This is a genomic window from Neisseria sicca 4320, from assembly GCF_000193735.1.
GTDB lineage: Bacteria > Pseudomonadota > Gammaproteobacteria > Burkholderiales > Neisseriaceae > Neisseria > Neisseria sicca_E.
Window position 1 is genome coordinate 25,390 of record NZ_AEPF01000080.1, and the last position, 23,158, is coordinate 48,547.

The 23,158-nt window shown below is 52.4% G+C and carries 26 protein-coding genes; 15 read left to right on the plus strand and 11 right to left on the minus strand.

What is annotated here, in order from left to right:
- Positions 1 to 135: 135 nt before the first annotated feature.
- The 3 genes from NSCA4_RS0108060 to ruvX are packed head-to-tail and all read left to right on the plus strand — an operon-like array spanning position 136 to position 1,714.
- Positions 136 to 684: a CreA family protein gene (locus NSCA4_RS0108060; RefSeq protein ID WP_016687655.1), complete on the plus strand. Its 549-nt coding sequence runs from the start codon at positions 136 to 138 to the stop codon at positions 682 to 684.
- A gap of 12 nt (positions 685 to 696) precedes the next feature.
- Positions 697 to 1,245 carry a YqgE/AlgH family protein gene (locus NSCA4_RS0108065; RefSeq protein WP_016687656.1) on the plus strand — a complete coding sequence of 183 codons (549 nt, stop codon included), beginning with the start codon at positions 697 to 699 and terminating at the stop codon, positions 1,243 to 1,245.
- Entirely contained in the window at positions 1,238 to 1,714 is a 477-nt protein-coding gene (gene ruvX, locus NSCA4_RS0108070; RefSeq protein ID WP_016687657.1) for a Holliday junction resolvase RuvX, read from the plus strand. Before NSCA4_RS0108065 ends, ruvX begins: the two co-directional genes overlap by 8 nt.
- 93 nt (positions 1,715 to 1,807) lie before the next feature.
- Here the strand turns inward: ruvX and NSCA4_RS0108075 are convergent, their stop codons facing one another.
- Positions 1,808 to 2,776, minus strand: coding sequence for a hypothetical protein (locus NSCA4_RS0108075; protein ID WP_029609656.1), 969 nt, complete (start codon positions 2,774 to 2,776; stop codon positions 1,808 to 1,810).
- Between the two features lie 165 nt (positions 2,777 to 2,941).
- Here NSCA4_RS0108075 and NSCA4_RS0108080 point away from each other — a divergent pair, with 165 nt between their 5' ends.
- Together NSCA4_RS0108080 and NSCA4_RS0108085 are read left to right on the plus strand one after the other, a co-directional pair.
- A complete protein-coding gene (locus NSCA4_RS0108080; protein ID WP_016687659.1) occupies positions 2,942 to 3,925 on the plus strand; it encodes a hypothetical protein in 984 nt (327 codons plus the stop codon).
- A 192-nt stretch (positions 3,926 to 4,117) separates the two neighbouring features.
- On the plus strand, positions 4,118 to 4,540 hold the full coding sequence (locus tag NSCA4_RS0108085; RefSeq protein ID WP_016687660.1) for a YidB family protein: 423 nt from the start codon (positions 4,118 to 4,120) through the stop codon (positions 4,538 to 4,540).
- Positions 4,541 to 4,608: 68 nt separating this feature from the next.
- Here the strand turns inward: NSCA4_RS0108085 and NSCA4_RS0108090 are convergent, their stop codons facing one another.
- Complete coding sequence (locus NSCA4_RS0108090; RefSeq protein ID WP_016687661.1) at positions 4,609 to 5,142, minus strand: NUDIX hydrolase; 534 nt, start codon at positions 5,140 to 5,142, stop codon at positions 4,609 to 4,611.
- A 132-nt stretch (positions 5,143 to 5,274) separates the two neighbouring features.
- Complete coding sequence (gene folB, locus NSCA4_RS0108095) at positions 5,275 to 5,625, minus strand: dihydroneopterin aldolase (RefSeq protein ID WP_029609657.1); 351 nt, start codon at positions 5,623 to 5,625, stop codon at positions 5,275 to 5,277.
- Positions 5,626 to 5,681: 56 nt separating this feature from the next.
- On the opposite strand from folB, the gene plsY reads away from it, so the two are divergent.
- From plsY to NSCA4_RS0108110, 3 genes are all read left to right on the plus strand, one after another.
- Positions 5,682 to 6,293 (plus strand): glycerol-3-phosphate 1-O-acyltransferase PlsY, encoded by a 612-nt coding sequence (plsY, locus tag NSCA4_RS0108100; RefSeq protein ID WP_016687663.1) that lies wholly within the window; start codon positions 5,682 to 5,684, stop codon positions 6,291 to 6,293.
- A 268-nt stretch (positions 6,294 to 6,561) separates the two neighbouring features.
- Complete coding sequence (locus tag NSCA4_RS0108105) at positions 6,562 to 8,013, plus strand: patatin-like phospholipase family protein (RefSeq protein WP_016687664.1); 1,452 nt, start codon at positions 6,562 to 6,564, stop codon at positions 8,011 to 8,013.
- A gap of 72 nt (positions 8,014 to 8,085) precedes the next feature.
- The gene (locus tag NSCA4_RS0108110) at positions 8,086 to 8,829 is read left to right on the plus strand and encodes an epoxyqueuosine reductase QueH (protein WP_016687665.1); all 744 of its coding nucleotides are present in this window, start codon (positions 8,086 to 8,088) and stop codon (positions 8,827 to 8,829) included.
- Between the two features lie 67 nt (positions 8,830 to 8,896).
- Here the strand turns inward: NSCA4_RS0108110 and pheA are convergent, their stop codons facing one another.
- The gene (pheA, locus tag NSCA4_RS0108115) at positions 8,897 to 9,985 is read right to left on the minus strand and encodes a prephenate dehydratase (protein ID WP_016687666.1); all 1,089 of its coding nucleotides are present in this window, start codon (positions 9,983 to 9,985) and stop codon (positions 8,897 to 8,899) included.
- Between the two features lie 369 nt (positions 9,986 to 10,354).
- Between pheA and misR the strand changes: the two genes are divergently transcribed.
- The 7 genes from misR (at position 10,355) to rplS (ending at position 17,158) form a co-directional block, all read left to right on the plus strand.
- Positions 10,355 to 11,032, plus strand: coding sequence for a two-component system response regulator MisR (gene misR / locus NSCA4_RS0108120; protein ID WP_003740839.1), 678 nt, complete (start codon positions 10,355 to 10,357; stop codon positions 11,030 to 11,032).
- A 15-nt stretch (positions 11,033 to 11,047) separates the two neighbouring features.
- Positions 11,048 to 12,463 carry a HAMP domain-containing sensor histidine kinase gene (locus NSCA4_RS0108125; protein WP_003740838.1) on the plus strand — a complete coding sequence of 472 codons (1,416 nt, stop codon included), beginning with the start codon at positions 11,048 to 11,050 and terminating at the stop codon, positions 12,461 to 12,463.
- Positions 12,464 to 12,783: 320 nt separating this feature from the next.
- Complete coding sequence (locus NSCA4_RS0108130) at positions 12,784 to 15,177, plus strand: bifunctional acetate--CoA ligase family protein/GNAT family N-acetyltransferase (RefSeq protein WP_016687667.1); 2,394 nt, start codon at positions 12,784 to 12,786, stop codon at positions 15,175 to 15,177.
- Between the two features lie 76 nt (positions 15,178 to 15,253).
- Positions 15,254 to 15,502: a 30S ribosomal protein S16 gene (rpsP, locus tag NSCA4_RS0108135; protein WP_003740833.1), complete on the plus strand. Its 249-nt coding sequence runs from the start codon at positions 15,254 to 15,256 to the stop codon at positions 15,500 to 15,502.
- An 18-nt stretch (positions 15,503 to 15,520) separates the two neighbouring features.
- Positions 15,521 to 16,030, plus strand: coding sequence for a ribosome maturation factor RimM (gene rimM / locus NSCA4_RS0108140; protein ID WP_029609658.1), 510 nt, complete (start codon positions 15,521 to 15,523; stop codon positions 16,028 to 16,030).
- Positions 16,030 to 16,779 (plus strand): tRNA (guanosine(37)-N1)-methyltransferase TrmD, encoded by a 750-nt coding sequence (gene trmD / locus NSCA4_RS0108145; protein WP_016687669.1) that lies wholly within the window; start codon positions 16,030 to 16,032, stop codon positions 16,777 to 16,779. Before rimM ends, trmD begins: the two co-directional genes overlap by 1 nt.
- Before the next feature lie 13 nt (positions 16,780 to 16,792).
- Positions 16,793 to 17,158, plus strand: coding sequence for a 50S ribosomal protein L19 (gene rplS / locus NSCA4_RS0108150; protein WP_003740828.1), 366 nt, complete (start codon positions 16,793 to 16,795; stop codon positions 17,156 to 17,158).
- A gap of 277 nt (positions 17,159 to 17,435) precedes the next feature.
- Here the strand turns inward: rplS and NSCA4_RS0108155 are convergent, their stop codons facing one another.
- The 7 genes from NSCA4_RS0108155 to rsmA form a co-directional block, all read right to left on the minus strand.
- Positions 17,436 to 17,942, minus strand: a complete 507-nt coding sequence (locus NSCA4_RS0108155; protein WP_016687670.1) for a CvpA family protein — start codon at positions 17,940 to 17,942, stop codon at positions 17,436 to 17,438.
- Entirely contained in the window at positions 17,935 to 19,161 is a 1,227-nt protein-coding gene (locus tag NSCA4_RS0108160) for an SPOR domain-containing protein (RefSeq protein WP_016687671.1), read from the minus strand. The genes NSCA4_RS0108155 and NSCA4_RS0108160 overlap by 8 nt, the downstream gene beginning before the upstream one ends.
- A 12-nt stretch (positions 19,162 to 19,173) precedes the next feature.
- Complete coding sequence (gene folC / locus NSCA4_RS0108165) at positions 19,174 to 20,448, minus strand: bifunctional tetrahydrofolate synthase/dihydrofolate synthase (protein ID WP_016687672.1); 1,275 nt, start codon at positions 20,446 to 20,448, stop codon at positions 19,174 to 19,176.
- 135 nt (positions 20,449 to 20,583) lie between these two features.
- Positions 20,584 to 21,018, minus strand: coding sequence for a protein YgfX (locus tag NSCA4_RS0108170; protein WP_016687673.1), 435 nt, complete (start codon positions 21,016 to 21,018; stop codon positions 20,584 to 20,586).
- A gap of 4 nt (positions 21,019 to 21,022) precedes the next feature.
- On the minus strand, positions 21,023 to 21,382 hold the full coding sequence (locus NSCA4_RS0108175; RefSeq protein ID WP_016687674.1) for a hypothetical protein: 360 nt from the start codon (positions 21,380 to 21,382) through the stop codon (positions 21,023 to 21,025).
- Positions 21,383 to 21,503: 121 nt separating this feature from the next.
- A complete protein-coding gene (locus NSCA4_RS0108180; RefSeq protein WP_003740819.1) occupies positions 21,504 to 22,232 on the minus strand; it encodes an amino acid ABC transporter ATP-binding protein in 729 nt (242 codons plus the stop codon).
- Positions 22,233 to 22,249: 17 nt separating this feature from the next.
- The gene (gene rsmA, locus NSCA4_RS0108185; RefSeq protein WP_016687675.1) at positions 22,250 to 23,029 is read right to left on the minus strand and encodes a 16S rRNA (adenine(1518)-N(6)/adenine(1519)-N(6))-dimethyltransferase RsmA; all 780 of its coding nucleotides are present in this window, start codon (positions 23,027 to 23,029) and stop codon (positions 22,250 to 22,252) included.
- Positions 23,030 to 23,158 lie beyond the last annotated feature (129 nt).

Here is a 23,158-nt window from a genome sequence, read left to right on the forward strand (position 1 = left end):
TCTGAAAATAACATCTGCCGATATTTGTTCAGACAATACTTTCCTCTGCGCTTGCAATCTGAACAAGCGGTCTTATATAGTAGGAGCTACGGTGTTAGCTTCTTTATTTTCAACCCTCAAAGGTTTCTTATTTACATGAAAAAAATCATTCTGCCTGCGCTTTGCGCCCTGTTTCTTGCTTCCTGCGGTAACGATACCGACAAAATCGGACGTGCCAGCACGGTTTTTAATGTTTTGGGGAAAAATGACCGTATTGAAGTCGAGGGTTTTGACGATCCTGATGTGCAAGGGGTTGCCTGTTATATTTCTTATGCGAAAAAAGGCGGTTTGAAAGAGACGGTGAACTTGGAGGAAGACGCAAGCGATGCCTCCGTGTCGTGCGTACAGACGGCTGATGTTATCCGTTATAACGAGCAAGCTGTCGCTAAGCCGCGGGAAGTGTTTAAACGCAGTGCAAGTTTGGTATTCAAAAGCCAGCAGATTGTCCGTTATTACGATCCTAAACGTAAGGCGTTTGCGTATCTGATTTACAGCGACAAAGTTGTTCAGGGTTCGCCGAAGAACTCTTTGAGCGCGGTGTCTTGCTTTGGCGGTGCTAAAGCGGATGCGCAGCAAATTGCCGGTGCGGAAGGCAAACAGATTTACGGTGCGTGCGTCGTGGATGCGCCTGTGCCGACCAAATAAAAGACAAGCGATATGAACCTAACCGACCATTTCTTGATTGCCATGCCCGATATGGATGATCCGTTTTTTGAAAATTCGGTAATTTATGTGTGCGAACACAACGAAGAGGGCGCGTTGGGCATCATCATCAACAAACCGTCGCCGATTACGATGGATATGATTTTTGCGGCGTCTGACCGCAACATCCCTTTGCGGATGCAGCACGAACACGTCATGATGGGCGGGCCGGTACAGATTGACCGCGGCTATGTCGTGCATACGCCCGTGGGCAACTGGCAAAACAGTATGATTGTTTCAGACGACATCGCGCTGACGTCTTCGCGCGATGTGATTGAAAACTTATCGCGTCAGGGCGCGGTGGATAAGATTTTAATCAGCATAGGCTATTCGAGCTGGAGCAAAGGGCAGCTTGAACGCGAGCTGGCGGACAATGTCTGGCTGACGGTTAAGGCGGACGAGCATATTTTGTTCGACCTGCCTTATGAACACCGCTACGCCGCCGCGTTTGCCAAACTGGGCATCCAGCCCGATGCGCTTGTCTGTGGAGCCGGTCATGCATAAAGCACCGGCAGGGACGGTTTTGGCGTTTGATTTCGGCGAGGCGCGTATCGGCGTGGCGCAGGGCGATGCGGAGCTTGGCTTGTCGCATCCTTTGGCGACGGTTACCGGCAACAGCAACGATGAGAAATTCAACGCCATCGCCAAGCTGATACGGGAATGGCAGCCCAAACATCTGGTCGTCGGGCTTCCGACCCACGCCGACGGCACGGAACACGAGTTGACCCGCCTCAGCCGCAAATTCGGCCGCCGCCTGCACGGGCGTTTTAACCTGCCCATATATTGGGTGGATGAACGGATGTCTTCGCTATACGCCGAAAGCCTGCTTGCCGAAGCGCAGGTATTCGGGCGCAAGCAAAAGGCGGTACTCGACCAAGTGGCGGCGCAAGCGATTTTGCAGGGCTTTTTCGATGGCGGTGCGGCGGAGTATTTCAACGGCAGGGAAGAAGGTTCGGAAGAATCATCCGATTGAGAGAGTTTGAAAAAATTTTGAGAAAAAAGGTCGTCTGAAAGCTGTATTGACGGGGTTGAATCCGTTAACAGGCTTTCAGACGACCTTTTTGCATCAGAACAAGGCTTCAATCCTTAACAGCGCGCCGACGCGGTGTTTTTGGTTTTCTTTGCGGTTGTTGTAGTAGTTGACCTCAGTTTGGGTAAACAGCCAGTTGCGCCAAATCGGCTGGCGGTAGGTGGTAAACGGGCCGTAGGTATTGAGGGCGGCTTTGCGTTTTTCGATATTGCCGCCGGTATATACACCGTAGTTGACGTGGCGGTGTTTGCCGAGATTGTGTTGGCGGAAGAGGCTGTTGCCCCATGTCCAGTCTTCGGTTTTATCGTGTTCGTATTGCAGGTGTGCCTGATTGGCGATAAAGCTTTTTTCGTTGGGGATGTAACGCGTTTCCCAGTTGGTACGGACATGGTGTTTGCTCTTGATGCCGTAACGGTAGATTTGTTCCAAGCTGGTGTCGATGTTGTCGGTCAGTTGCCAATTGCTCGAGCTTTTGGCGCGGGCGAACAGGTCGCTGCCGGAGCGGATACCGATATCGAAGTCGGTATCGGTGTGCTGTTTTGCGAATGCTTCAGACCAGCGTACGGCAATGGAAGCATTTTTGTCGCGGCTTTGGGATGCATCGAATATCCTGCCGTTGGTATTGGTACGGTTGCGGTAGGCGTTGGCTTCGTGTTTCAACTCGTCGTCCAAAGAGTCGTCACCGAAAATCACATGGACTTTTTTCTCTAAGGTCGGCAGTTTCAGACGACCCCGTACGCGCGGCGTCACGGTAAACTTGTCGTCAGGGTTCCATTCGGTATCAAGCATAAGGCGCAGGTTAGCGTCGGCAGGATGGTCGGGATTTGGTTCGCCAAACCAGTCGTCGATGCGGTTGGACCATTTGTCCAAGCGTTTGGAAACTCCTTTGTGGCGGTGGTCCAACCAAGTGTCGCCGTCGGCGGGCGGTTCGTCGTTCGCTGCAGCCATCGTCGGGAAGAGGATAAGCAGGGTGAGTAGGGATAAGGTAGGGGTTCGGATAGTCATTGTTTTTCCTAGCTTAAAGCATAAAGCTATTATGGACGGTATCTTAGGGGTAATGCAAGTCGTCTGAAAAAGGCTGTGATAAAATCTTGCGCGCCCGGTTTACCGCCGTTCTGTTGCGCAGAAAAGCAGTCAAGCGGGCGCATACCAATACATAAGGAAAACCGAATGAGTATTTTGTCGAAAATTTTTGGGAACAAGCCGTCCGACGAAACGGCACAAGAGCCGCGCAAACTTTCCGCGCAGGAAAAAAGCGAGGGCGCGGCGCGGGCGATTTATGCAAAAGATAAAGTGTATGTGCCGCTGTCTGCCATGCAGGCGGATGTATCGGAAGGGACGAGCATCCCTTACATAGGTCGTCTGAAAGACGGACGGACGGTTTTGTATCTGTTTGACACCTATGAAGCCGCGCGGACTTTTTCAGACGGGCAGGACGGCGCTTTAGACGGCATCGGCTTGGTCGGTGCGTTGGATAAAGCGGACCAGTTCAATAATTTGAGTAATGTCCTGCGTGTCGCGCACTCGTTGGGCATTCAACTGATGGAATACAGAGGGCAGGACGGCGAGCATTTTGAATGCGCGCTTTCTTGGTTGATGCGTGTGAATGGCGCGGGCAGCATGGCGGCTTCCAGAGAGAAGATGGATGCTTTGTCCTTCGGCACCGATGCCAAGCTGCCGCTGCAATTTCACCCGATAGACATCATCGGTTTTTCCAATCCCTATAAAGTCACACCGGCGCGGGCGGAAGAATTGTTCAAGCAGTTCACGAATGTCGAAGATGACGAATTGCTGGACTTTTTTGCCGGCAACACGCCGCAGGAGAATGTGTTGCTGATCGGGCTGGTGGAAAAATATTCGGCGGATTTGGCGAAATCCGTGAAATATATCGTTTGGAACCAATTGGCGGAGCAGCCGCTTTTTGTCGGGATAAACCGCAAAGACGGCGGGTTTTACGCGCGGGACGGTTATTTATACCTCTTTTACACCGACCGTTTCCAACACATGGGTCCTGCCGGCTGCCATCCCGTTTCCGGCAAGGAAGCCGTGTTGGACTTGGTTCGCCGCTACGAACTGAAAGGCATCGCCCTGACCGACGGGTTGCACAATATGGCGCGGTTTGAAAACGACGTGATTTTCCAAAACGGGGAATAGCCGAAACCTTCCTGCCTCGGCTTGAAATAAAAGGGGCCTTGGATTCGGATTTCAAGTGCAACACAGGCTTTCAGACGACCTTTTTTGTTTTCGCGTCAATTCCCTAAGTCGGGTTTAATTAAGTTAAACCGCAAATTGAACGACGGAATTTTGTTACACTCGGCATTTTACACTTCACACAAAGGAAACATCATGGCATTAATGGACAGCCTGCTGAACGCGGCAGCACAAGCACTGGGCAATAAAGACAGCGGTTCCACCCAAAATTCTTTGATCGATATGGCAATGGATTTGGTACAGCGGCAAGGCGGTGTGAGTAGTTTGATCAATCAATTACAACAAGGCGGATTAGGCGACGTATTGAACAGCTGGGTTTCCAACCAACAAGACAACGCGCCCATATCCGGCAGCGATTTGCAAAACGCGCTGGGCAGCGACACCATCGGCCAAGTGGCGCAAAAGTTCGGCATTGATGCCAACCAGGCGGGCGACCTGCTGGCGCAAGTCCTGCCCAACCTCGTCGATAAAGCCACACCCAACGGCTCGGCACAAGAAGCCGACGGTTTCGGTCTGGACGACATTGCCTCCGCCATACTGAAAAACTTCACCAAATAAGCGGCACTTTAAACAAAAAGGTCGTCTGAAAATATTCTTTCAGACGACCTTTTTACATTCTTTTCACATCAATCCTGCATCAGCCAATATTGCAACCCGATTAAGGTTTTGCCGTCTTTGATTTCGTTGTGTTCCAAAGCGATGCGGACTTCTTCCTTGCTCATCAGGACGGTTTCGGTGATTTCGTCTTCGTCGTTGCTCAAGGTGCTGCCGAGGCGCACGCCTTCTGCTTGGTAGAGGTACATTTTTTCGTCGCAGAAGCCGATGGCGGTGTAGAAGCTGCTGATGAGTTTGACGCTGTCGGCAGTGTACGGGGTTTCTTCCGCCAATTCGCGTAAGGCGCATTCGGCTGGGTCTTCGCCTGCATCAAGTTTGCCGGCGGGCAGCTCGATCGTGGCGATGCCTGCGGCGTAACGCCATTGGCGCACGAGTACGACTTTGCCCTCTTCGGTAATCGCCAAAACGCAGGCGGCGCCGGGATGGCTGATGACGATGCGCTGGCTTTCATTGCCGTTGGGCAGGCGGACTTTGTCGCGGTTGATGCTGACGAATGAACCTTGATAAATCGATTCGCTGCTGAGTTTGGTTTCTTTCAAATCCATTTGCGTGCTTTCTTTATAAAGTGTGGTACGGGGTCGTCTGAAAATCGGGAATGGGTTTCAGACGACCTTTGGTGTCAAGAAGGTCGTCTGAAACGAGCGAAGCGGGTTTCGCCAAAACGATTTGTGTCGTTTTTAAACTTTGCTGCGTTCGATTTCGATACCGACTTCTTTGACATCGGGCAAGATGCCGGGTTTGATGATTCTGACGCGCACGTTCAGCGCGCCGAAATTGTCGAGAATCAGCTTGGCGATGTGTTCCGCCAATGATTCGAGCAAGAGGAAGCTTTGTTCGGCAAGGCTCGCCCTGACGGCTTCGCAGACTTCGCCGTAGTGGACGGTATTGCCGATGTGGTCATCCTGACCGCTTTGTTCGGGGATGCCGATGTCCAAGTCCAAAATCAGGGTTTGGGGGCGTTCGCGTTCCCAGTCGTACACGCCGATCAGGGTGTCCGCCTTCATGCCGCGTAAAAAGATTTTGTCCATTTGTCTGCCTGTTTTTTTGATAAAATGAGCGTCCCATTTTAAGTAAAGCATCTGAAATGTTCAATGTATCCGCCGTTATCGCGGCTTATTTAATCGGTTCGTTGTCGTTTGCCGTTATTGTTTCCAAATATTACGGCATGGACGATCCGCGCACTTACGGCTCGGGCAACCCCGGCGCGACCAATGTTTTGCGCAGCGGCAAGAAAAAAGCGGCGGCGCTGACTTTGCTGGGCGACGCGCTCAAAGGCTTGGTGGCGGTGGTTTTGGCACGCTGCCTGCAAGATGCTTTGAATCTGTCGGACATCACCATAGCAGCGGTTGCCGTCGCCGCATTGGTCGGACATATGTGGCCGCTGTTTTTCGGCTTTAAAGGCGGTAAGGGCGTGGCGACTGCGTTGGGCGTATTGCTGGCGCTTTCTCCCGCAACGGCTTTGGTTTGCGCGGCGATTTGGCTGGTCATGGCGTTCGGATTTAAAGTGTCCTCGCTTGCCGCACTCGTCGCCACCGTAGCCGCGCCGCTCGTCGCCTTCTGGCTGATGCCCTACCCTTCTTGGGCTTGGGCGACCGTCGTCATCGCCGTGCTGGTGTTGTACCGCCATAAAAGCAATATCCAAAACCTGCTTCAAGGCAAAGAAGGCAAAATCGGAGACAAGGCGGACAAACCTTAAACCTGATTTTATTTTTCAGACGACCTGTGCGATTGCGGAATGTATAGTGGATTAAATTTAAATCAGGACAAGGCGACGAAGCCGCAGACAGTACAAATAGTACGGCAAGGCGAGGCAACGCCGTACTGGTTTAAATTTAATCCACTATAAAAAGGTCGTCTGAAAACCTTTCAATCTACGCTGCGGCATTACCTTAACCTGCCGCGCGGTATCAAAAACCGATTTAATCCATTATAATCAAGCTCTTTTGTTTCACAACCAAACCTCCATGCCGAAACGCCCGCTCAAAACCGTCCTGACCGCCTTTACTTTGGCCGCACTGTCTGCCTGCTCGCTGGTCAAGTATCAACCTGTCGCCACCATCAATAAAATTGATATGAACCAAGGCTATCGTTTTGAAACCAGCCAGTTTCGGCGCGAAGAAGACGACACCTTCATCATCCTGATGCTCTCCGGCGGCGGCACGCGCGCGGCGGCGTTGGGCTACGGCGTGTTGGAGCAGCTTCAACAGCAAAAAGTTACCATCGGCGGCAAAAGCAAGTCGCTGATGTCCAATGTCGATTTGGTGGTCGGCGTATCCGGAGGCTCCGTCCTCGCCGCCTATTTCGCGCTCAAAGGCGAAGAAACCATCCCCATGTTTTACAAGCGTTTCCTTCACCAAAACTTCCAACGCCAAGTCGTCAAACAAGCTTTCTCCATGACCAACCTGCCCCGCCTTGCCTCGCCCGAATACGGACGCGGCGACCTCTTGCAGGAGCAGTTTGAAAACCACCTTTTCGGCAAAACCACCTTCCGCGATTTGGAAATGCACGGCAAAGGCCCGTTCGCCATCATTTCCGCCACCGATATGGGGGCGGGCGAACGCCTGAACTTCACGCAAGAATACTTCGACCCCATGTGTCTCGACTTGGGCGGATTGCGCCTTGCCCGCGCCGTTGCCGCTTCCAGCGCAGTGCCCATGGTGTTCGCTCCGATTACCCTCAACAACAACGGCGGCAACTGCGGCTACACCCTGCCGCCGCAGCTGCAAATGACCGGTCTTGAGTCTCAAAACCAGCAAAACGCCACCTATCAAGAATTTAAAAACAGGTTCAACAAATACAGCGACAGCAAAACCCGCCCTTACATCCACCTGATAGACGGCGGTCTGACCGACAACCTCGGCATGCGCAGCCTCTTGGACATGACCGAAATCTATCCCGACAAAGTGTTGGAACAACAAATCCGCAGCCGCAACCTGCGCCACATCGTCGTTATCAGCGTCAACGCCCAAAACCAAATCAGCAGCAATATGGACAAAACCGCCGCTGTGCCGAGATTGCGCGACGTCGTTACCGCCATTGTCAGTATCCCCATCGACCAATACACTCAAGAATCCCTGCGCCGCTTCCGCGCCTTTGTCGATCGTCGTAACAAAGCCAACCAACAAAGCAGCGACGGAATCAGCTTCTCCTTTGTCAGCCTCAACCTCAAAGACCTGCCGCCGTCCGCGTTGCGCGACAAAGTGTTGAACATCCCCACCAGCTTCTACCTCCCGCCCGAAGACGTGGACAACCTGCGAACCGCCGCAGCCGAGTTGATGAAACAGTCCCAAGACTACCAAAAACTGCTGCAAGTATTTGCCGCACACCCCAACCCCGAAACCATCTTCGCCGAGCCGCCGCCACCCGACCCCAAAGACGCCAAAGCAGCCAAAAAACAAAACAAACCCATCCGATAACCACACCACAACCCTTTCAGACGACCCATCAAACAAAGGTCGTCTGAAACACCGAAACGGAACACCCCAATCATGAACGACAAAACCAGCCCCATCGTTACCGACATCAACCGCCCCGTCCTCGTCCCGCCCGGCGGCAATAAAAAAGTCCTCTTGCATTCCTGCTGCGCCCCGTGCAGCGGCGAAGTCATGGAAGCCATGCTCGCCAGCGGCATCGACTACACCATCTACTTCTACAACCCCAACATCCACCCGCTCAAAGAATACATGTTGCGCAAAGAAGAAAACATGCGCTTCGCCGACAAATTCGGCATCCCCTTCATCGACAAAGACGACGACTACGAAAATGACCGCAAAGAATGGTTCGCCAAAGCCAAAGGCATGGAATTCGAACCCGAACGCGGCATCCGCTGCACCATGTGTTTCGACATGCGTTTCGAAAAAGCCGCCCAATACGCCCACGAAAACGGCTTCCCCGTCTTCACCAGCTCGCTGGGCATTTCCCGCTGGAAAAACATGGCGCAAATCAACGACTGCGGCCACCGCGCCGCCGCACCCTACGACGACGTCGTCTATTGGGATTTCAACTGGCGCAAAGGCGGCGGCAGCGCGCGCATGATCGAAATCAGCAAACGCGAGCACTTCTACCAACAAGAATACTGCGGCTGCGCCTACTCCCTGCGCGACTCCAACGCCCACCGCAAATCACAAGGCCGCATCCCCATCAAACTAGGCGTGCTGTATTACGGAGACGAATCCACACAATACGAACCCTCGCCTGACGAACAGGCAGCCAAAATCGTTGTGGACAAATAATGGTCTCAGGTTTGATATAAAGAAGGTCGTCTGAGAGTTTCAGACGACCTGCTTCATTCCCGCTACATCACAAAACGGCTGCCGGATAAGAGCCGATGACTTTGACAAACGAAGCGCGTTCGCTCAAGAGCCGCAGGGCGTTTTGGACTTTTTCGTCGTTTTGATGTCCTTCGATGTCGATGAAGAACAGGTATTCCCACAGCGCGGATTTGCTCGGGCGGCTTTCGAACTTGGTCATGGAAATGCCTGATTCGGTAAACGGCTGCAACAACGAAGCGACAGCACCGGCGCGGTTGGGCGCGGAGACTGCCAGCGAGGTTTTGTCGTTGCCGCTGCTGCCTGTATCTTGATGCCCCATGACCAAGAAGCGCGTGGTGTTATTCGGCTCGTCTTCGATACATTCGGCGACATAGTTCAAATGGTAAATATCGGCTGCGGTACGCCCTGCAATGGCGGCGATACTGGGGTCGTCTGATTCTGCCACCAGCCTTGCTGCTTCTCCATTACTGGAAACGGCGATGCGCTCGGCGTTGGGCAGGTTGCGTCCGAGCCAGTCGTTGCATTGCGCCAGCGCTTGGGCGTGGGCGAAGACTTTTGTGATGCCGCCCAATTCGTGCGTACCTTTACGCAAGAGGTTGTGATGGATGCGGACAATGACTTCGCCGCAGGCTTTCAATGCGGTTACTGCCAATAAGTCTAAGGTACGGCCAACCGAGCCTTCGGTCGAGTTTTCAACCGGCGCGACCAAATAATCTGCCTGCCGAGTTTCGACTTGTCGGAAACACTGGTCTATGGTTTGAAATGCGGCGGTATGGGCGGCATGGCCGAAATGTTTGATGGCTGCCTGCTGGGTAAACGTTCCCTGCGGCCCAAGATAGGCGATCATCAGCGGACGTTCCAACGCCAAGCATTCGCTCATCACTTCGCGAAACAGTCTTGCGATGGACTCGTCAGGCAGCGGGCCTTGGTTCAAACTCTGAATCCGCCTCAATACCGCCACTTCGCGCTCGGGACGGTACACCGCGCCCGTTCCTTTCAATTCGCCGATGGCGTGCGCATGGCCTGCGCGCTCGTTCAACAGGCGCAAAATTTCGGCATCGATTTCATCGATGGCATTGCGGTGCGGCAAAAGCTGTTCGTCAATGGATAAGGACATATCGACAAGCCCCTTTGTGATTCATTCATCAATAATAAGCAGTCATTCTAACATCAAACAGGTCGTCTGAAAGCCCGAATACGTTTTCAGACGACCTGTTTTAGAATCCCCCGTTCTTTCTCGAACACAGCCTTTACCGGCATCATTTTGGCTCCCATTTGGCGCGTATCCGGCGTATATTTTGAGGATTTGGTACAGGGGTCGTCTGAAAATGTAAAGACAGCGTCCCTGCAATGCAAAAAAGCGCAAAAGCATAGGAAAACAAGCTATCAAAAAACTCAAAATGCGTGTTAAGATTAGCTATCACTATCCGCCGCACCCGTTTATTTCGGGTTTGCGTAGCGCATACAATCACGAAAAGGAAATCCCATGAGTCGCGTATTACTCGTAGATGACGACGCTTTGCTGACCGAATTGCTCACCGAATACCTTACCGCCGAAGGATTGAACGTCCACAGCGTTCCGGACGGCGAAGCCGGTGTACACGAAATCCTGACTGGTCAGTACGATGTCGTGGTATTAGACTCCATGATGCCGAAAATGAACGGCTTGGACGTATTGAAAAACGTCCGCTCGCAAAGTACCGTTCCCATCATCATGCTGACCGCCAAAGGCGACGACATCGACCGCATCATCGGATTGGAAATGGGTGCGGACGACTATGTTCCGAAACCTTGCACCCCGCGCGAACTGTTGGCACGCATCAACGCCATCCTGCGCCGTGCGCAACAAAGCGGCGAACCGAACAACGCGCCAAACAGCATTTCCGTCAGCGATGTTGTACTCTACCCTGCCAAACGTCAGGCTACCATCAAAGACACTCCGCTTGAGCTGACCAGTACCGAGTTCAACCTGCTCGAAGTCCTGATGCGCCACGCCGGACAAGTTGTCAGCAAAGAAACTTTGTCCATCGAAGCGCTTGACCGCAAACTGGCAAAATTCGACCGCAGCATCGACGTCCATATCTCCAGCATCCGCCACAAACTGGGCGATGCCTCGCTGATTCAGACCGTACGCGGCTTGGGCTACCTGTTTGTTAAAAACTAAAGATAAAACAGATCAATGAAACTGTTTCAACGCATCTTCGCCACATTTTGCGCAGTCATCGTCTGCGCAATCTTTGTGGCGAGTTTTTCTTTTTGGCTGGTGCAAAACACCCTTGCCGAAAACCAATTCAACCAACGCCGCACCATCGAAACCACTTTGATGAACAGCATCCTCTCCGCCTTTAGGGCGCGCGGGGACAGCGGTGCGCGCGAAATTTTGGCGGAATGGGAAGACAGCCCTGTCTCCAATTCCGTTTACGTCATTTTAGGAGACGAGAAAAAAGACATCCTCGACCGCAATATCGACGGACACACCATCGAACGCGCCCGCGTGTTTGCCATCAATAATCCCAATTCCGATTTGGCGCACATCGAATACGACCGTTTCGGCGAAGAATATCTCTTCTTTATCAAAGGTTGGGACAGCCATCAGGCGCAACGCCTGCCCAGCCCGCTCTTCATCCCGGGTCTGCCGCTCGCCCCGATTTGGCACGAATTCATCATACTGTCCTTCATCATCGTCGTCGGCCTGCTGATGGCGTACATCCTCGCCAGTAACATCACCAAACCCATCAAAATCTTGGGCAGCGGTATGGACAGGGTGGCAAACGGCGAACTTGAAACCCGTATTTCCCAGCAAGTGGATGACCGCGACGACGAATTGTCCCACCTTGCCATCCAGTTCGACAAAATGGCGGAAAAACTGGAAAAACTCGTTGCCAAAGAACGCCACCTGCTGCACCACGTCTCCCACGAAATGCGCTCTCCCTTGGCGCGGATGCAGGCGATTGTTGGACTGATTCAGGCGCAGCCGCAAAAGCAGGAGCAATATCTGAAAAGGCTGGAAGGCGAATTGACCCGCATGGATACCTTGGTTGGCGAATTGCTGACGCTTTCCCGTTTGGAAACGTCCAACATCCCGCTGGAAAAAGAAAGCCTGAAACTCGTCCCCTTCCTGAAAAACATCGTGGAAGACAACCAAAGCATCGCCCAGCAGAACAAACAAACCGTTACCCTTTCGGTCGAACCCAGAATCCCCGAAAATGCCACGGTCTGCGCCAACGAAGGCTATTTGTACCGCGCGTTTGACAACGTTATCCGCAACGCCATCAATTACAGCCCCGAAGGCAGCACCATCCGCGTCAATATCGGACAAGACGGCAAACATTGGATTGTGGACGTTACCGACAACGGTCCAGGCGTGGACGAAATGCAACTGCCGCACATTTTCACCGCCTTTTACCGTGCCGACTCCAGCGCCAGCAAACCAGGCACAGGCTTGGGTCTTGCCCTGACTCAGCACATCATGGAGCAGCACAACGGCAAAATCATGGCTGAAAACATCAAGCCGAATGGTTTGAAAATGCACTTTATCCTGCCCAAAAAGAAAGTGAACGGCAAAGCAGAAAAGCCGCATCCTAAAACCACTTGACCATGAATGTTGCCAATCGGGGCTTGTAAACAAATTGCCACACCCCAAGCCTATAAAAGGTCGTCTGAAAAGAACAAACCCTTACGTTCCCGCCTTTCAGACGACCTTTTATGCCATTTGTCATATATAATTCATATAAATAATTAAATCATTTATAGTTTGCATGTTCGCCATACCAAGCAGCAAACAAACTTTTCATTTACAACAAAAACAAATAATAAACACCGAATCCGGTTCATTTACACACGGCAACCCTTCCAACCCAAACCGCCCGAAAGGTCGTCTGAAACGCACCATCCTCACACCGAAAAGGAGGCACCATGTCCGCCCAATCCATGTCCGGCTACTTCTTCATGCCCAACCACATCATCCTCGTGGGCGCGAGCGAACGCCCATACAGCTTGGGCGAACGCATCCTGAGCAACCTCCTGAGCGCACCGTTTCAAGGTCAAATCACACCCGTCAACCTCCGCCACCGCACAGTTGCCGGACTCACCTCCTACACCAACCTCAACAAAATCCCCGGCAGCGCTGACCTCGTCATCGCCGTAACGCCGCCTGACAGCTACGACGCCCTGTTCAAATCCTGCCGCAAAAAACAGTTCGGTCACATCATCCTCATCCAAGACTGGGAAAGCCTCTCCGACGACGAATGGCAGACTGCCGAAGCCGCCATCAAAAAACACCACGGCGACGAACTCAACATCAGCGTGTGCAGCCCCGCCGGCGTACAGCTTCCATCGCAAAGCCTCAACATCAGCTCACAACCCGACCATCCGGCAGGCTACACCGCCCTTCTGACCGGACACGCCTCCGTCAGCAGCGAAATCAACCTCATGCTGCAAAAAATGGGACAGGGCATTTCGCGCCACATCAGTCTCAACTATCCACTCAGCCCCACCACTTCCGCCGACTGGCTCAACCGTTTCGGCCACAACCGCCACACCAAAGTCGCCGTCATCGAGCATAACCCAGCCGAAAACCAACGCAACCTGTTCAGCGCCATCCGCCATTTCGCCCGCCACACCCCGCTCATCCTCCACGTTACCCACCGTTCAGACGACACTGAAAAAGCCGTGTTACGCTGCCTTGCGCGTCATTGCAACTTCCTCGCCACATTCAGCAGCAGCGAACTCGAAGCCGCCCTGCACGCACGTTTATCCGATCTCCCCCCTCTGAACAGTATCGACATCCTGTCCAACACCCCTGCCGAGTGGTTGGAAACCTGCGCGCCTCAAAACCTAAAACTCCAATTCCCCACCGAGCAGCCAAACATCCGCCAAGGTTACATCGGCAGCACACCCACGCCCGCGCATTACCACAGCATCGCCAGCCAACAACTTCAAAACACCCATACCGAAGCCCTGCTCGCCATCGTCTCCCCGACCGACAGCCCTGACGAAAAAAATCTGACCCGCACCCTGAGCATGCTGGCGAAACACACTGCCAAACCCCTACTTGTCAGCAGCCGCTTTTCAGACGACCTCCTGCATTTCGACCGTCCTGAACAAGCCCTGCAAGCCGTATCGTTCCGCAACATTGCCGACCAACTGCAAAAAGAACAGCTACGCCTCGCCACGCCCAAAAAAGGTCGTCTGAAAACCCCGCAAGCAAGAAACATTACCAAAGCCCTCGCCTCAAAAGATCTGCCCCTGCTTGCCGAAGCCCTTTGCCTACCTACCTATCAGCACACCACGCATAACGCGGTGCAATTCCGTTTTCAACGCCATAGCGCCTATGGAGACGTCCTGACCGTATACCATCAAGGCAAAACTACCGCCGCGCTCCCGCCGTTTTCTACGCTGGACATTGAACACATCGCCTATTTCGCCCAACTTGAAAATACGCATATCCTCAACCAACTCTTGCACACCTTAAACACACTCAGCCGGTGGCAGCAATACATCGGCGAAATCCTGCTCAACCTCAACGGTGACCAATACAGCAGCGATTTCGTATTACAAACTGACGAACGCCCTGCATCCAAAAACAAACCGTCCAATATTGCCACCCTCAAGCTCGAACAAGCCGCCGCCAAAGTACAGACCGCAGCGGAATACCTGCGCAGCAAAAATCCTGCTGCCGCCGAGTTCCTCCGCAATACCGGCGAAGCCGCCGCCGAACTTTTGGGCGCAAAAACCGAAAGCGACGCCCCCATCCAAAACGTGCTCGCCCCCTACCCGACCGAGCATCCTGCCACGCTTACCCTGAAAAACGGCGAAACCGTAACCATCCGCCCCTTCATCCCCGAAGACGCAGAAGTCAAGCAACAATTCGTCCGCAGCCTTTCTCCGCAAGCGCGCTACACCCGTTTCATGACCCACACCAACGAATTGCCCCCCCCCACCCTCGCACGCTTCAGCAAACTCGACTATCATAGCGAAGCCGCATGGACGGCACGCAATTCAGACGACCTCATCGTCGCCGTCAGCCGCTTCAGCCGTATCAACCGCAACGAATGCGAATTCGGCATCACGCTTGCCGAAAACGTGCGCGGCAAAGGGTTAGCAGCAGAAATGATGAAGCTGATTATCCAATCGGCAACACAACAAGGCTACCGCGTCATGAGTGCCCAAATACTCAAATCCAACACCCCTATGCTTAAACTTGCTGAAAAATCAGGCTTTACCATCACACCTTCCGAAGAAGACAACACTTTGTGCCAAGCACACTTAAGCCTGACCACTCCGCAAAACAGCAACAAAAACAAATAAAAACTTGCATGAACAACGCAAAATATCCTAAAATTAGCGGTTTCTTATCTATCCGATTTTCTCAAAAGGACTCAAAATGGTAGTTATCCGTTTGGCTCGCGGTGGTTCTAAACACCGCCCCTTCTTCCACGTAGTCGTTGCCGACTCCCACAACCGTCGTGACGGCCGCTTTATCGAACGCGTTGGCTTCTACAACCCTGTTGCCAATGAAAAACAAGAGCGCGTACGCCTCCAAGCCGACCGCCTGAACCACTGGATCGCTCAAGGCGCACAAGTCAGCGACGCAGTTGCAAAACTGATCAAAGAACAAAAAGCTGCTGCTTAATCACCGGCCAATCTTGCTATGACCGACACTCGACAACGGGTAGCCATGGGCTACATCAAAGGCGTATTCGGCATCAAAGGCTGGCTCAAAATAGCCGCCAATACAGAATACGCCGACAGTCTCCTGGACTACCCTGAGTGGCAGTTAAGCAAAGACGGCAAAACCCTGAATGTAACACTCGAAGCCGGCAAAATCGTCAGCGGAGAGCTTCAGGTCAAATTCGAAGGCATAGACAATCGCGATCAGGCTTTTGCCCTGCGCGGCTATACCATCGAAATCCCCCGAGAAGAATTCGCCCCTACCGAGGAAGACGAATACTATTGGGCAGATTTAGTCGGCATGACCGTTGTCAACAAAGACGATATCGTGCTCGGCAAAGTCACAAACCTGATGGAAACCGGTGCCAACGATGTGTTGATGATTAATGGAGAACATGGTCAAATCCTGATCCCGTTCGTATCCAACTACATCGAAACCGTCGATACCGAAAGCAAAACCATTACCGCCGACTGGGGCTTAGACTACTGATGTTGATTCAAGCCATCACCATCTTCCCCGAAATGTTCGACAGCATCATCGAATACGGCGTAACCGGTCGCGCAAAAAAACAAAACCTTTGGCAATTCCAAGCCATCAATCCCCGCAAATTCGCCGACAACAAACTCGGCTATATTGACGACCGCCCCTTTGGCGGAGGTCCGGGAATGATCATGATGGCACCGCCGCTGCAAGCAGCAATAGAAGAAGCCAAACAAACATCTTCAACTCCTGCAAAAGTCATCTATCTTAGCCCGCAAGGTCAGCCGCTAACCCACAAAAAAGCCGTAGAACTTGCAGAATCTCCGCATCTCATTCTGCTTTGCGGACGATACGAAGGAATTGACGAACGCCTGCTGCAAAGCAGCGTAGATGAAGAAATCAGCATAGGCGACTTCGTCGTTTCCGGCGGAGAACTGCCCGCCATGATGCTGATGGATGCCGTACTCAGACTGATACCCGGCGTATTGGGCGATATACAGTCAGCCGAGCAGGATTCGTTTTCAGACGACCTACTAGACTGCCCCCATTACACCAAACCCTTAGAATTCCAAGGCATGACTGTTCCCGACGTATTACGTTCGGGCAATCATGGCTTGATAGCCGAATGGCGGTTGAAACAATCGCTGCGGCGCACCCTGGAGCGCAGACCAGACCTACTGGAAAAGCGCAGTTTAATCCCAAAGGAATCCCGCCTCTTAAAAGAAATCTTGCAAGAGCAACAGGAAATCCAATCATAATTTAGGAAAAACAATGAACCTGATTCAACAATTAGAGCAAGAAGAAATTGCTCGCCTGAACAAAGACATTCCCGAATTCGCACCGGGCGACACCGTAGTCGTTTCCGTACGCGTAGTAGAGGGTTCACGCAGCCGTCTGCAAGCTTACGAAGGCGTTGTTATCGCCCGTCGTAACCGCGGCCTGAACAGCAACTTCATCGTTCGCAAAATTTCCAGCGGCGAAGGCGTTGAGCGTACTTTCCAACTCTACTCCCCTACCGTAGAAAAAATTGAAGTAAAACGCCGCGGTGACGTTCGTCGCGCCAAACTGTACTACTTGCGTGGTCTGACCGGTAAAGCAGCCCGTATTAAAGAAAAATTGCCTGCCCGCAAAGGTTAAGCAAAAGAACAGCAAAAAAAATCCCCACTTTTCAGAGGGGATTTTTATTTTGAAACCCTTATAACGGATATTCGCAGAAATTTAATCACAAAAATATTGAGTTAAACTTAAATCAGAGCAGATCAATGAGACTGTTGACAGCAAGATGGATAAAATCATTTCACTTATTACCCTGATAACTCAATAGAAAATTATCGTTTTCAAACTAGATCAAAGTAAAGCTGACCAAGTTTAAACTTAACTCTCTACACAACAATGTATCCTAATAAAACCCGGTTTACAATTCCGCCTTATCTTCCGTCTTATCCTTCTGACCGGGCAGATAAGGCATGATGACTTCAGACAATGATTGGAAATAAGGAATACTGTACGAGCTTTGCCAATCTTCCGTTTCCGGCAAATCGGTGTGGGCGCAGACCATGACCGCCAAAGTCACCAGCAACACGCCTTTGGCTGCGCCGAACACGCCGCCCAATACTCTGTTGACGCTGCCCAGCCCCATCGATGACGCTGCGTTGGTCAGTATGGTGCGCAAAAACTGCTGTAAAAAACGCGCCAAAAAGAAAATCACGACAAACGAAATGGCAACGCCCAAAGCATGCGGTTGAATCGATTTGAACGCCACTTCTGAAAACGGCACGGCAAACGTTTTAGCCAACAAAAAGGAAATCACCCACGCAAACAGCGAACCCGCTTCGGCAATGACGCCGCGCATCATCGACATCACGATACACGCCGCAATCACGCCGAAGGCGAGTATGTCGGCTAGCGGAATATCATTCATTGGTTACCTGTCCGGCAATGCCGTGTACGCGCAGTTTGTTCAAGTCGCGTTCGGCGTCGTGGGCGTTTTTGTATGCACCTGATTTGACGCGGTAAACCTTGCCTTTATCCGTCATCACTTCGGTAATGGTCGAGTCGATACCTGCCGCTTTCATTTTGCGTTGCAGGCTCAAGGCGCGTTCTTTTTCAGCATAACCTGCCTGAATGGCGGCTTTTTTACCTGATTTGACTTCGGCGGTTTTGGTTTTTGCCTTTTCAGACGACCTTTCGGCAGCAGCGGTTTTCTCTGCTTTGGCTGCAGGCTCGGTTTTGGTTTTGGCAACTTTTGCTTCGGCTTCTCTTACCGCAGAAGCTTTTTTGTTGGCTGTTTCGATTTTTTCGTATTTGGAAGCATCTACCCGAATTCTTTCTTTGGATTCGAACGCAGACGCCGTGGCGGTTTCTTTGGCTTTTTCCGCTGCCGCTTTGTGTTTCGCCGCCGCTTCTTCTTTGGCTTTTAACACCTTACGTTCGGCAACGGCTTTTTCAGCTTTTTCCAATTGCGCCAGCTTGTTGCGTTCGGCTGCGGCAGCGCGTTCAGCCTTCTCGGCTTTGGCAGCTTGAAGCGCACGTTTATGCGCGGCGGCATTGGCTTCGCGTTCCGCTGCTTCTTGGGCTTGAAGCTGCTGCGCTTTACGCTGCTCTTCGCGATTACGGCGACGCTCTTCCGCGCGGCGTGCGGCTGCTTCGCGTTTGGCGGCTTCGGCCTTTTGGATTTTCTCGGATTCTTCCAAACCTTTGATGTCGCTGTCTGACAGCGTATCGTTAATCAGCACCAAAGGCGGACCTAAATCTTCGGGCGCGGCTGGCGGCGCTTCAGGTTGCGGTTCCGGCTGCGCCTGGGCATTTCGCTCCGGCGTGCCTATTTCTTGCGGCTTGTCCGCTACTTCGGCATCGGCATTTTTGGCAGCTTCTGCCGCTGCTTCCAAATCTTCTTTGGTAGAAGGCTCCAACACGGTCGCATCTGCCAAGTTGGCAGGTTCTGCGTTGGCATTATTCTGTTGGATGGTTGTAGTTTGGGCATTTTCTTGTTGCTTGTTTTCCGGCCCGGTTGACAGGGCGACGCCCAACAAAACGGTCGATGCCGCCACCAACCCCGATGCCATAACCAAGCGGCGGCGGTTGCGGCGTTTGAGCTGTTCGTAACCGGTCAGAACTTCATTTTGCTTATTGTCAGACATGGAGATTTCCTTTTACAACGCCGCCATTACGTCGGCAACGGTATGAAATGAGCCGAAAACAACGATTCTATCATTTTCGCCCGCCTTCGCCAAAGCTGCGCGGTACGCCTCGCGAACGGAGGTAAAAGTTTGTATATTTTCGATATTTTGTGCTTCCAGTTTCGCCTGCAAGGCTTCCGCCGTCATGCCGCGCGGCACGTCCAAAGGCGCGATATACCACTCGTCAAACTGGTCTTTAACGATTTCCAACACGCCGTCTATATCTTTGTCGGACAACATACTGAATACGGCGGTGCGTTTTTGTGCAAACGCTAAATTAATCAGGCTGCGGCGCAGGGCGCGGGCGGCGTGGGGATTGTGTCCGACATCCAAAACGGTCAGCGGACGACCGGGCAGGACTTGGAAACGTCCGGGGTTTTCAACCAGCAGCAAACCGCGTTTGATGGCGCCGATGTCTACCGGCAATTTGTCGTTCAAACATTCCAACACGGTCAACGCGCAGGCGGCGTTGGAAAGCTGATATGCGCCGCGCAATGCGGGGAACGGCAGGGAATTGCGGTTGCGCGCGGGGTCGTCTGAATGCTGCGGATGGAAGCGGTAGTTCCATTGTATGTTTTCCAATGAGGAAAAATCGAAATCGCGCTGTACCATCAACAACTTCGCGCCTATGGCTTCGGCGTGTGCGACCAACGATTCGGGTGCGGGATTTTGACCACAGATTGCGGGTTTGCCGCTGCGAAACACCCCTGCTTTTTCAAAGCCGACCTGCTCGACCGTATCGCCCAAAAACGCCTGATGGTCCAAATCCACGCTGGTGACCACCGCGCAATCGCAGTCGAACACATTGACCGCATCCAACCGTCCGCCCAAGCCGACTTCCAATATCATCACATCGACTTGTTCGCGAATGAAGATATCGACCGCCGCCAAGGCATTGAATTCAAAATAAGTCAGCGATATTTCGCCGCGCGCCGCTTCGATGCGCTCGAAGGAAGCAGTGATGAGGTCGTCTGAAACCGGCTCGGCGTTGACGGCGATGCGTTCGTTGTAACGCAACAAATGCGGGCTGGTCAGCGTGCCGACTTTGAAGCCTGCCTGTTTGTAAATCTGTGTCAGGTAGGCGCAGACCGAACCTTTACCGTTTGTTCCCGCGACAACGACGACGGGGCATTGCGGCTCGAGCTTCATGCGTTTTTTCACTTCGCTCGTGCGCTCCAAGCCCATGTCGATTAAGCCGCCGCTGTGGGCGGTTTCCAAATGCGAGAGCCAGTCTTGTAATGTTTTCATGTGTGTTTCGTTTTTCAAAAGGTCGTCTGAAACCGTCGCTTTGGAACAATGGGGACGGTTACTGCTGCTTGTGTGGACTATTTTTATATTGGGTTTAATTTGACGAGAACAAGACGGGAAACCGCCTTGCTGAGATTAAATCGGATGCGCGTCATCCTGAGCCTGACACCAGCGCGCCCAAACTTTCAGACGACGGTAAGATTCTTTATCCACCATATCGGGCGTAACACATTGCCGTATCGTTTTACCGTCGGCGGTCCACTGCAAAAACAACGCGTAAGGAGTCAGCATGGTCGCGCCGTCCAACACCGCGCCCTGCCCTTCCCCGTCTTCGCAAAATATGGAAGCGCGCGCATGGCGGTCGATGGCGATTTTCTTTACCGCACCCGCCGTTCGCAAATTCACCACGCGCCAAGCGTGGACAAAACTGCCCGCCAACGCCGCCAGCCCGAACCACATCATCCAGCCGTAAAACCATATCAGGCACACGGCCACTGCGGACAAATGCAACAAGACGGACAAGGCTTTTAAAGAACGGGACGGCTTCAAGGTCGTCTGAAAAGCGCGCATCGCCTTACATCATGTTGTCGAACACAGGCGTAATGCTCAATTCTGCCTCTTCCATGTCCAAAACCATATCGTGGATTTCGGTATCGAAAAATTCCCAAAACGCCTTCAGGCCCATGTCTTGCGGCCACTTGTTTTTATCGATGTCCCAGCCTGCCAGCTCCGCCTCGAAAATCTGTTGGTAGCGTTCGTCAAAATAGGCAATTACGGCTTCCGGCTTGTCAAACTGTGGCACGAGAAAGACGGAGCAGTTGGCACGGATTTGCTCGATGGTCAGGTCGGGCATATTTTCATCGGCTGATTTCAGCCATTCCAAAAAGCGGGCGGTCGGCTTAAGTACGACGGCGGTACGGTCAACAAAATACATGGTTTTCCTTTGAAACGGCAAAAGCAGAGATAGCCCTTTGCCGTCTATATCTATCGGTTGCATTCGCCAAAGGTCGTCTGAAAGCCCAAACCTGTCTTTCAGACGACCTTTTGACAAGCTGTTAATGCGTCATCACTTGCTGCAAGAACTGTTTGGCGCGTTCGTGTTTCGGATTGGTAAAAAACTCTTCAGGCGTTTCGTTTTCCAAAATCTGCCCTTTATCCACAAAAATAATGCGATCTGCCACTTCGCGCGCAAAGCCCATTTCATGCGTAACACACATCATGGTCATGCCGCTTTCCGCCAAGTCCTGCATCACTTTCAACACCTCGCCAACCATTTCCGGGTCGAGCGCGGAAGTCGGTTCGTCAAACAACATCACACGCGGCTCCATCGCCAACCCGCGCGCAATCGCCACGCGCTGCTGCTGTCCGCCGGAAAGCTGGCTGGGGAATGCGTCTTTTTTATGCGCCAAGCCCACGCGTTCCAACAGCTCCATCGCCTTTTCCTCAGCCTGTTCGCGGCTTTGTTTTTTCACCTTCATCGGCGACAGGATGATGTTTTCCAATACGGTCAGATGCGGATACAGATTGAAGCCCTGGAACACAAAACCCACTTCCTCGCGCACCTTGTTCAAATCCGTTTGCGGATCGGCAACATTGATACCGTCCACCCAAATCTCGCCGCTCTCAATGCTTTCAAGCTGGTTGACGGTACGGATGAGCGTCGATTTGCCGCTGCCCGAAGGTCCGCAAACCACCACCACTTCACCCTGCTTCACTTCCAGATTGACGCCGTTGATGACGTGCAGGTCTTTGAAATGTTTATGTACGTTTTTGAATTTAATCATGTTGTTTCCAGATGTTTTCAGACGACCTTACGGACGAGATAATTGCTCAGTTCCACATATTTCTCCGGCGCGATATGTTCGGCGCGGTCTTGCGGGCTGATGCCGACTGCCTGTAAATCTTCGTCGCCGGCAAGCTCTTTTAAATTGTTGCGTATGGTTTTGCGGCGTTGGTGGAAGGCGAGTTTCACCAGTTTGGCAAAATGCTCGAAATCGTCCGCCTTGCCGATGCGGTGTTTCACCGGAATCATGCGCACCACCGCCGAATCCACTTTCGGCGCAGGGTCGAATGATTCGGGCGGCACGTCAATCAACAGCTCCATATCGAAAAAATATTGCAGCATCACGCCCAAGCGACCGTAGTCGTTGCTTTTCGGCGCGGCAACCATGCGTTCGACCACTTCTTTTTGCAGCATAAAGTGCATATCGACGACATCGTCCGCCACTTCCGCCAACTTGAACAAAAGCGGCGTAGAAATGTTGTACGGCAGGTTGCCGACGATTTTCTTTTTACCCGCGATGCTGTTGAAATCAAACTGCAAGACATCGCCTTCATGAATCACAAGCTTATCCGCAAACGGCAGCGTTTTCAGACGACGTACGATGTCGCGGTCGATCTCGATAACATGCAGGCAGTTCAGCTTTTTCGCCAAAGGCTCGGTAATCGCCGCCAAGCCCGGCCCGATTTCAATCACCACATCATCCGCCTGCGGACGCACGGCATTGACAATATCGGCAATAATCCGCGTGTCCTGCAAAAAATTCTGCCCGAAGCGTTTCCGGGCCTTATGTTCTTTCATCGCGTCTCTTCAAACTGTCGCTTATTACAATAAGCGCGTATTGTAACTGAAAAACATAGCGTTTTGTCGGACAAGAAAGAGGTCGTCTGAAAACGTTTTTCAGACGACCTCTTTAGCTGTAACGGTAAT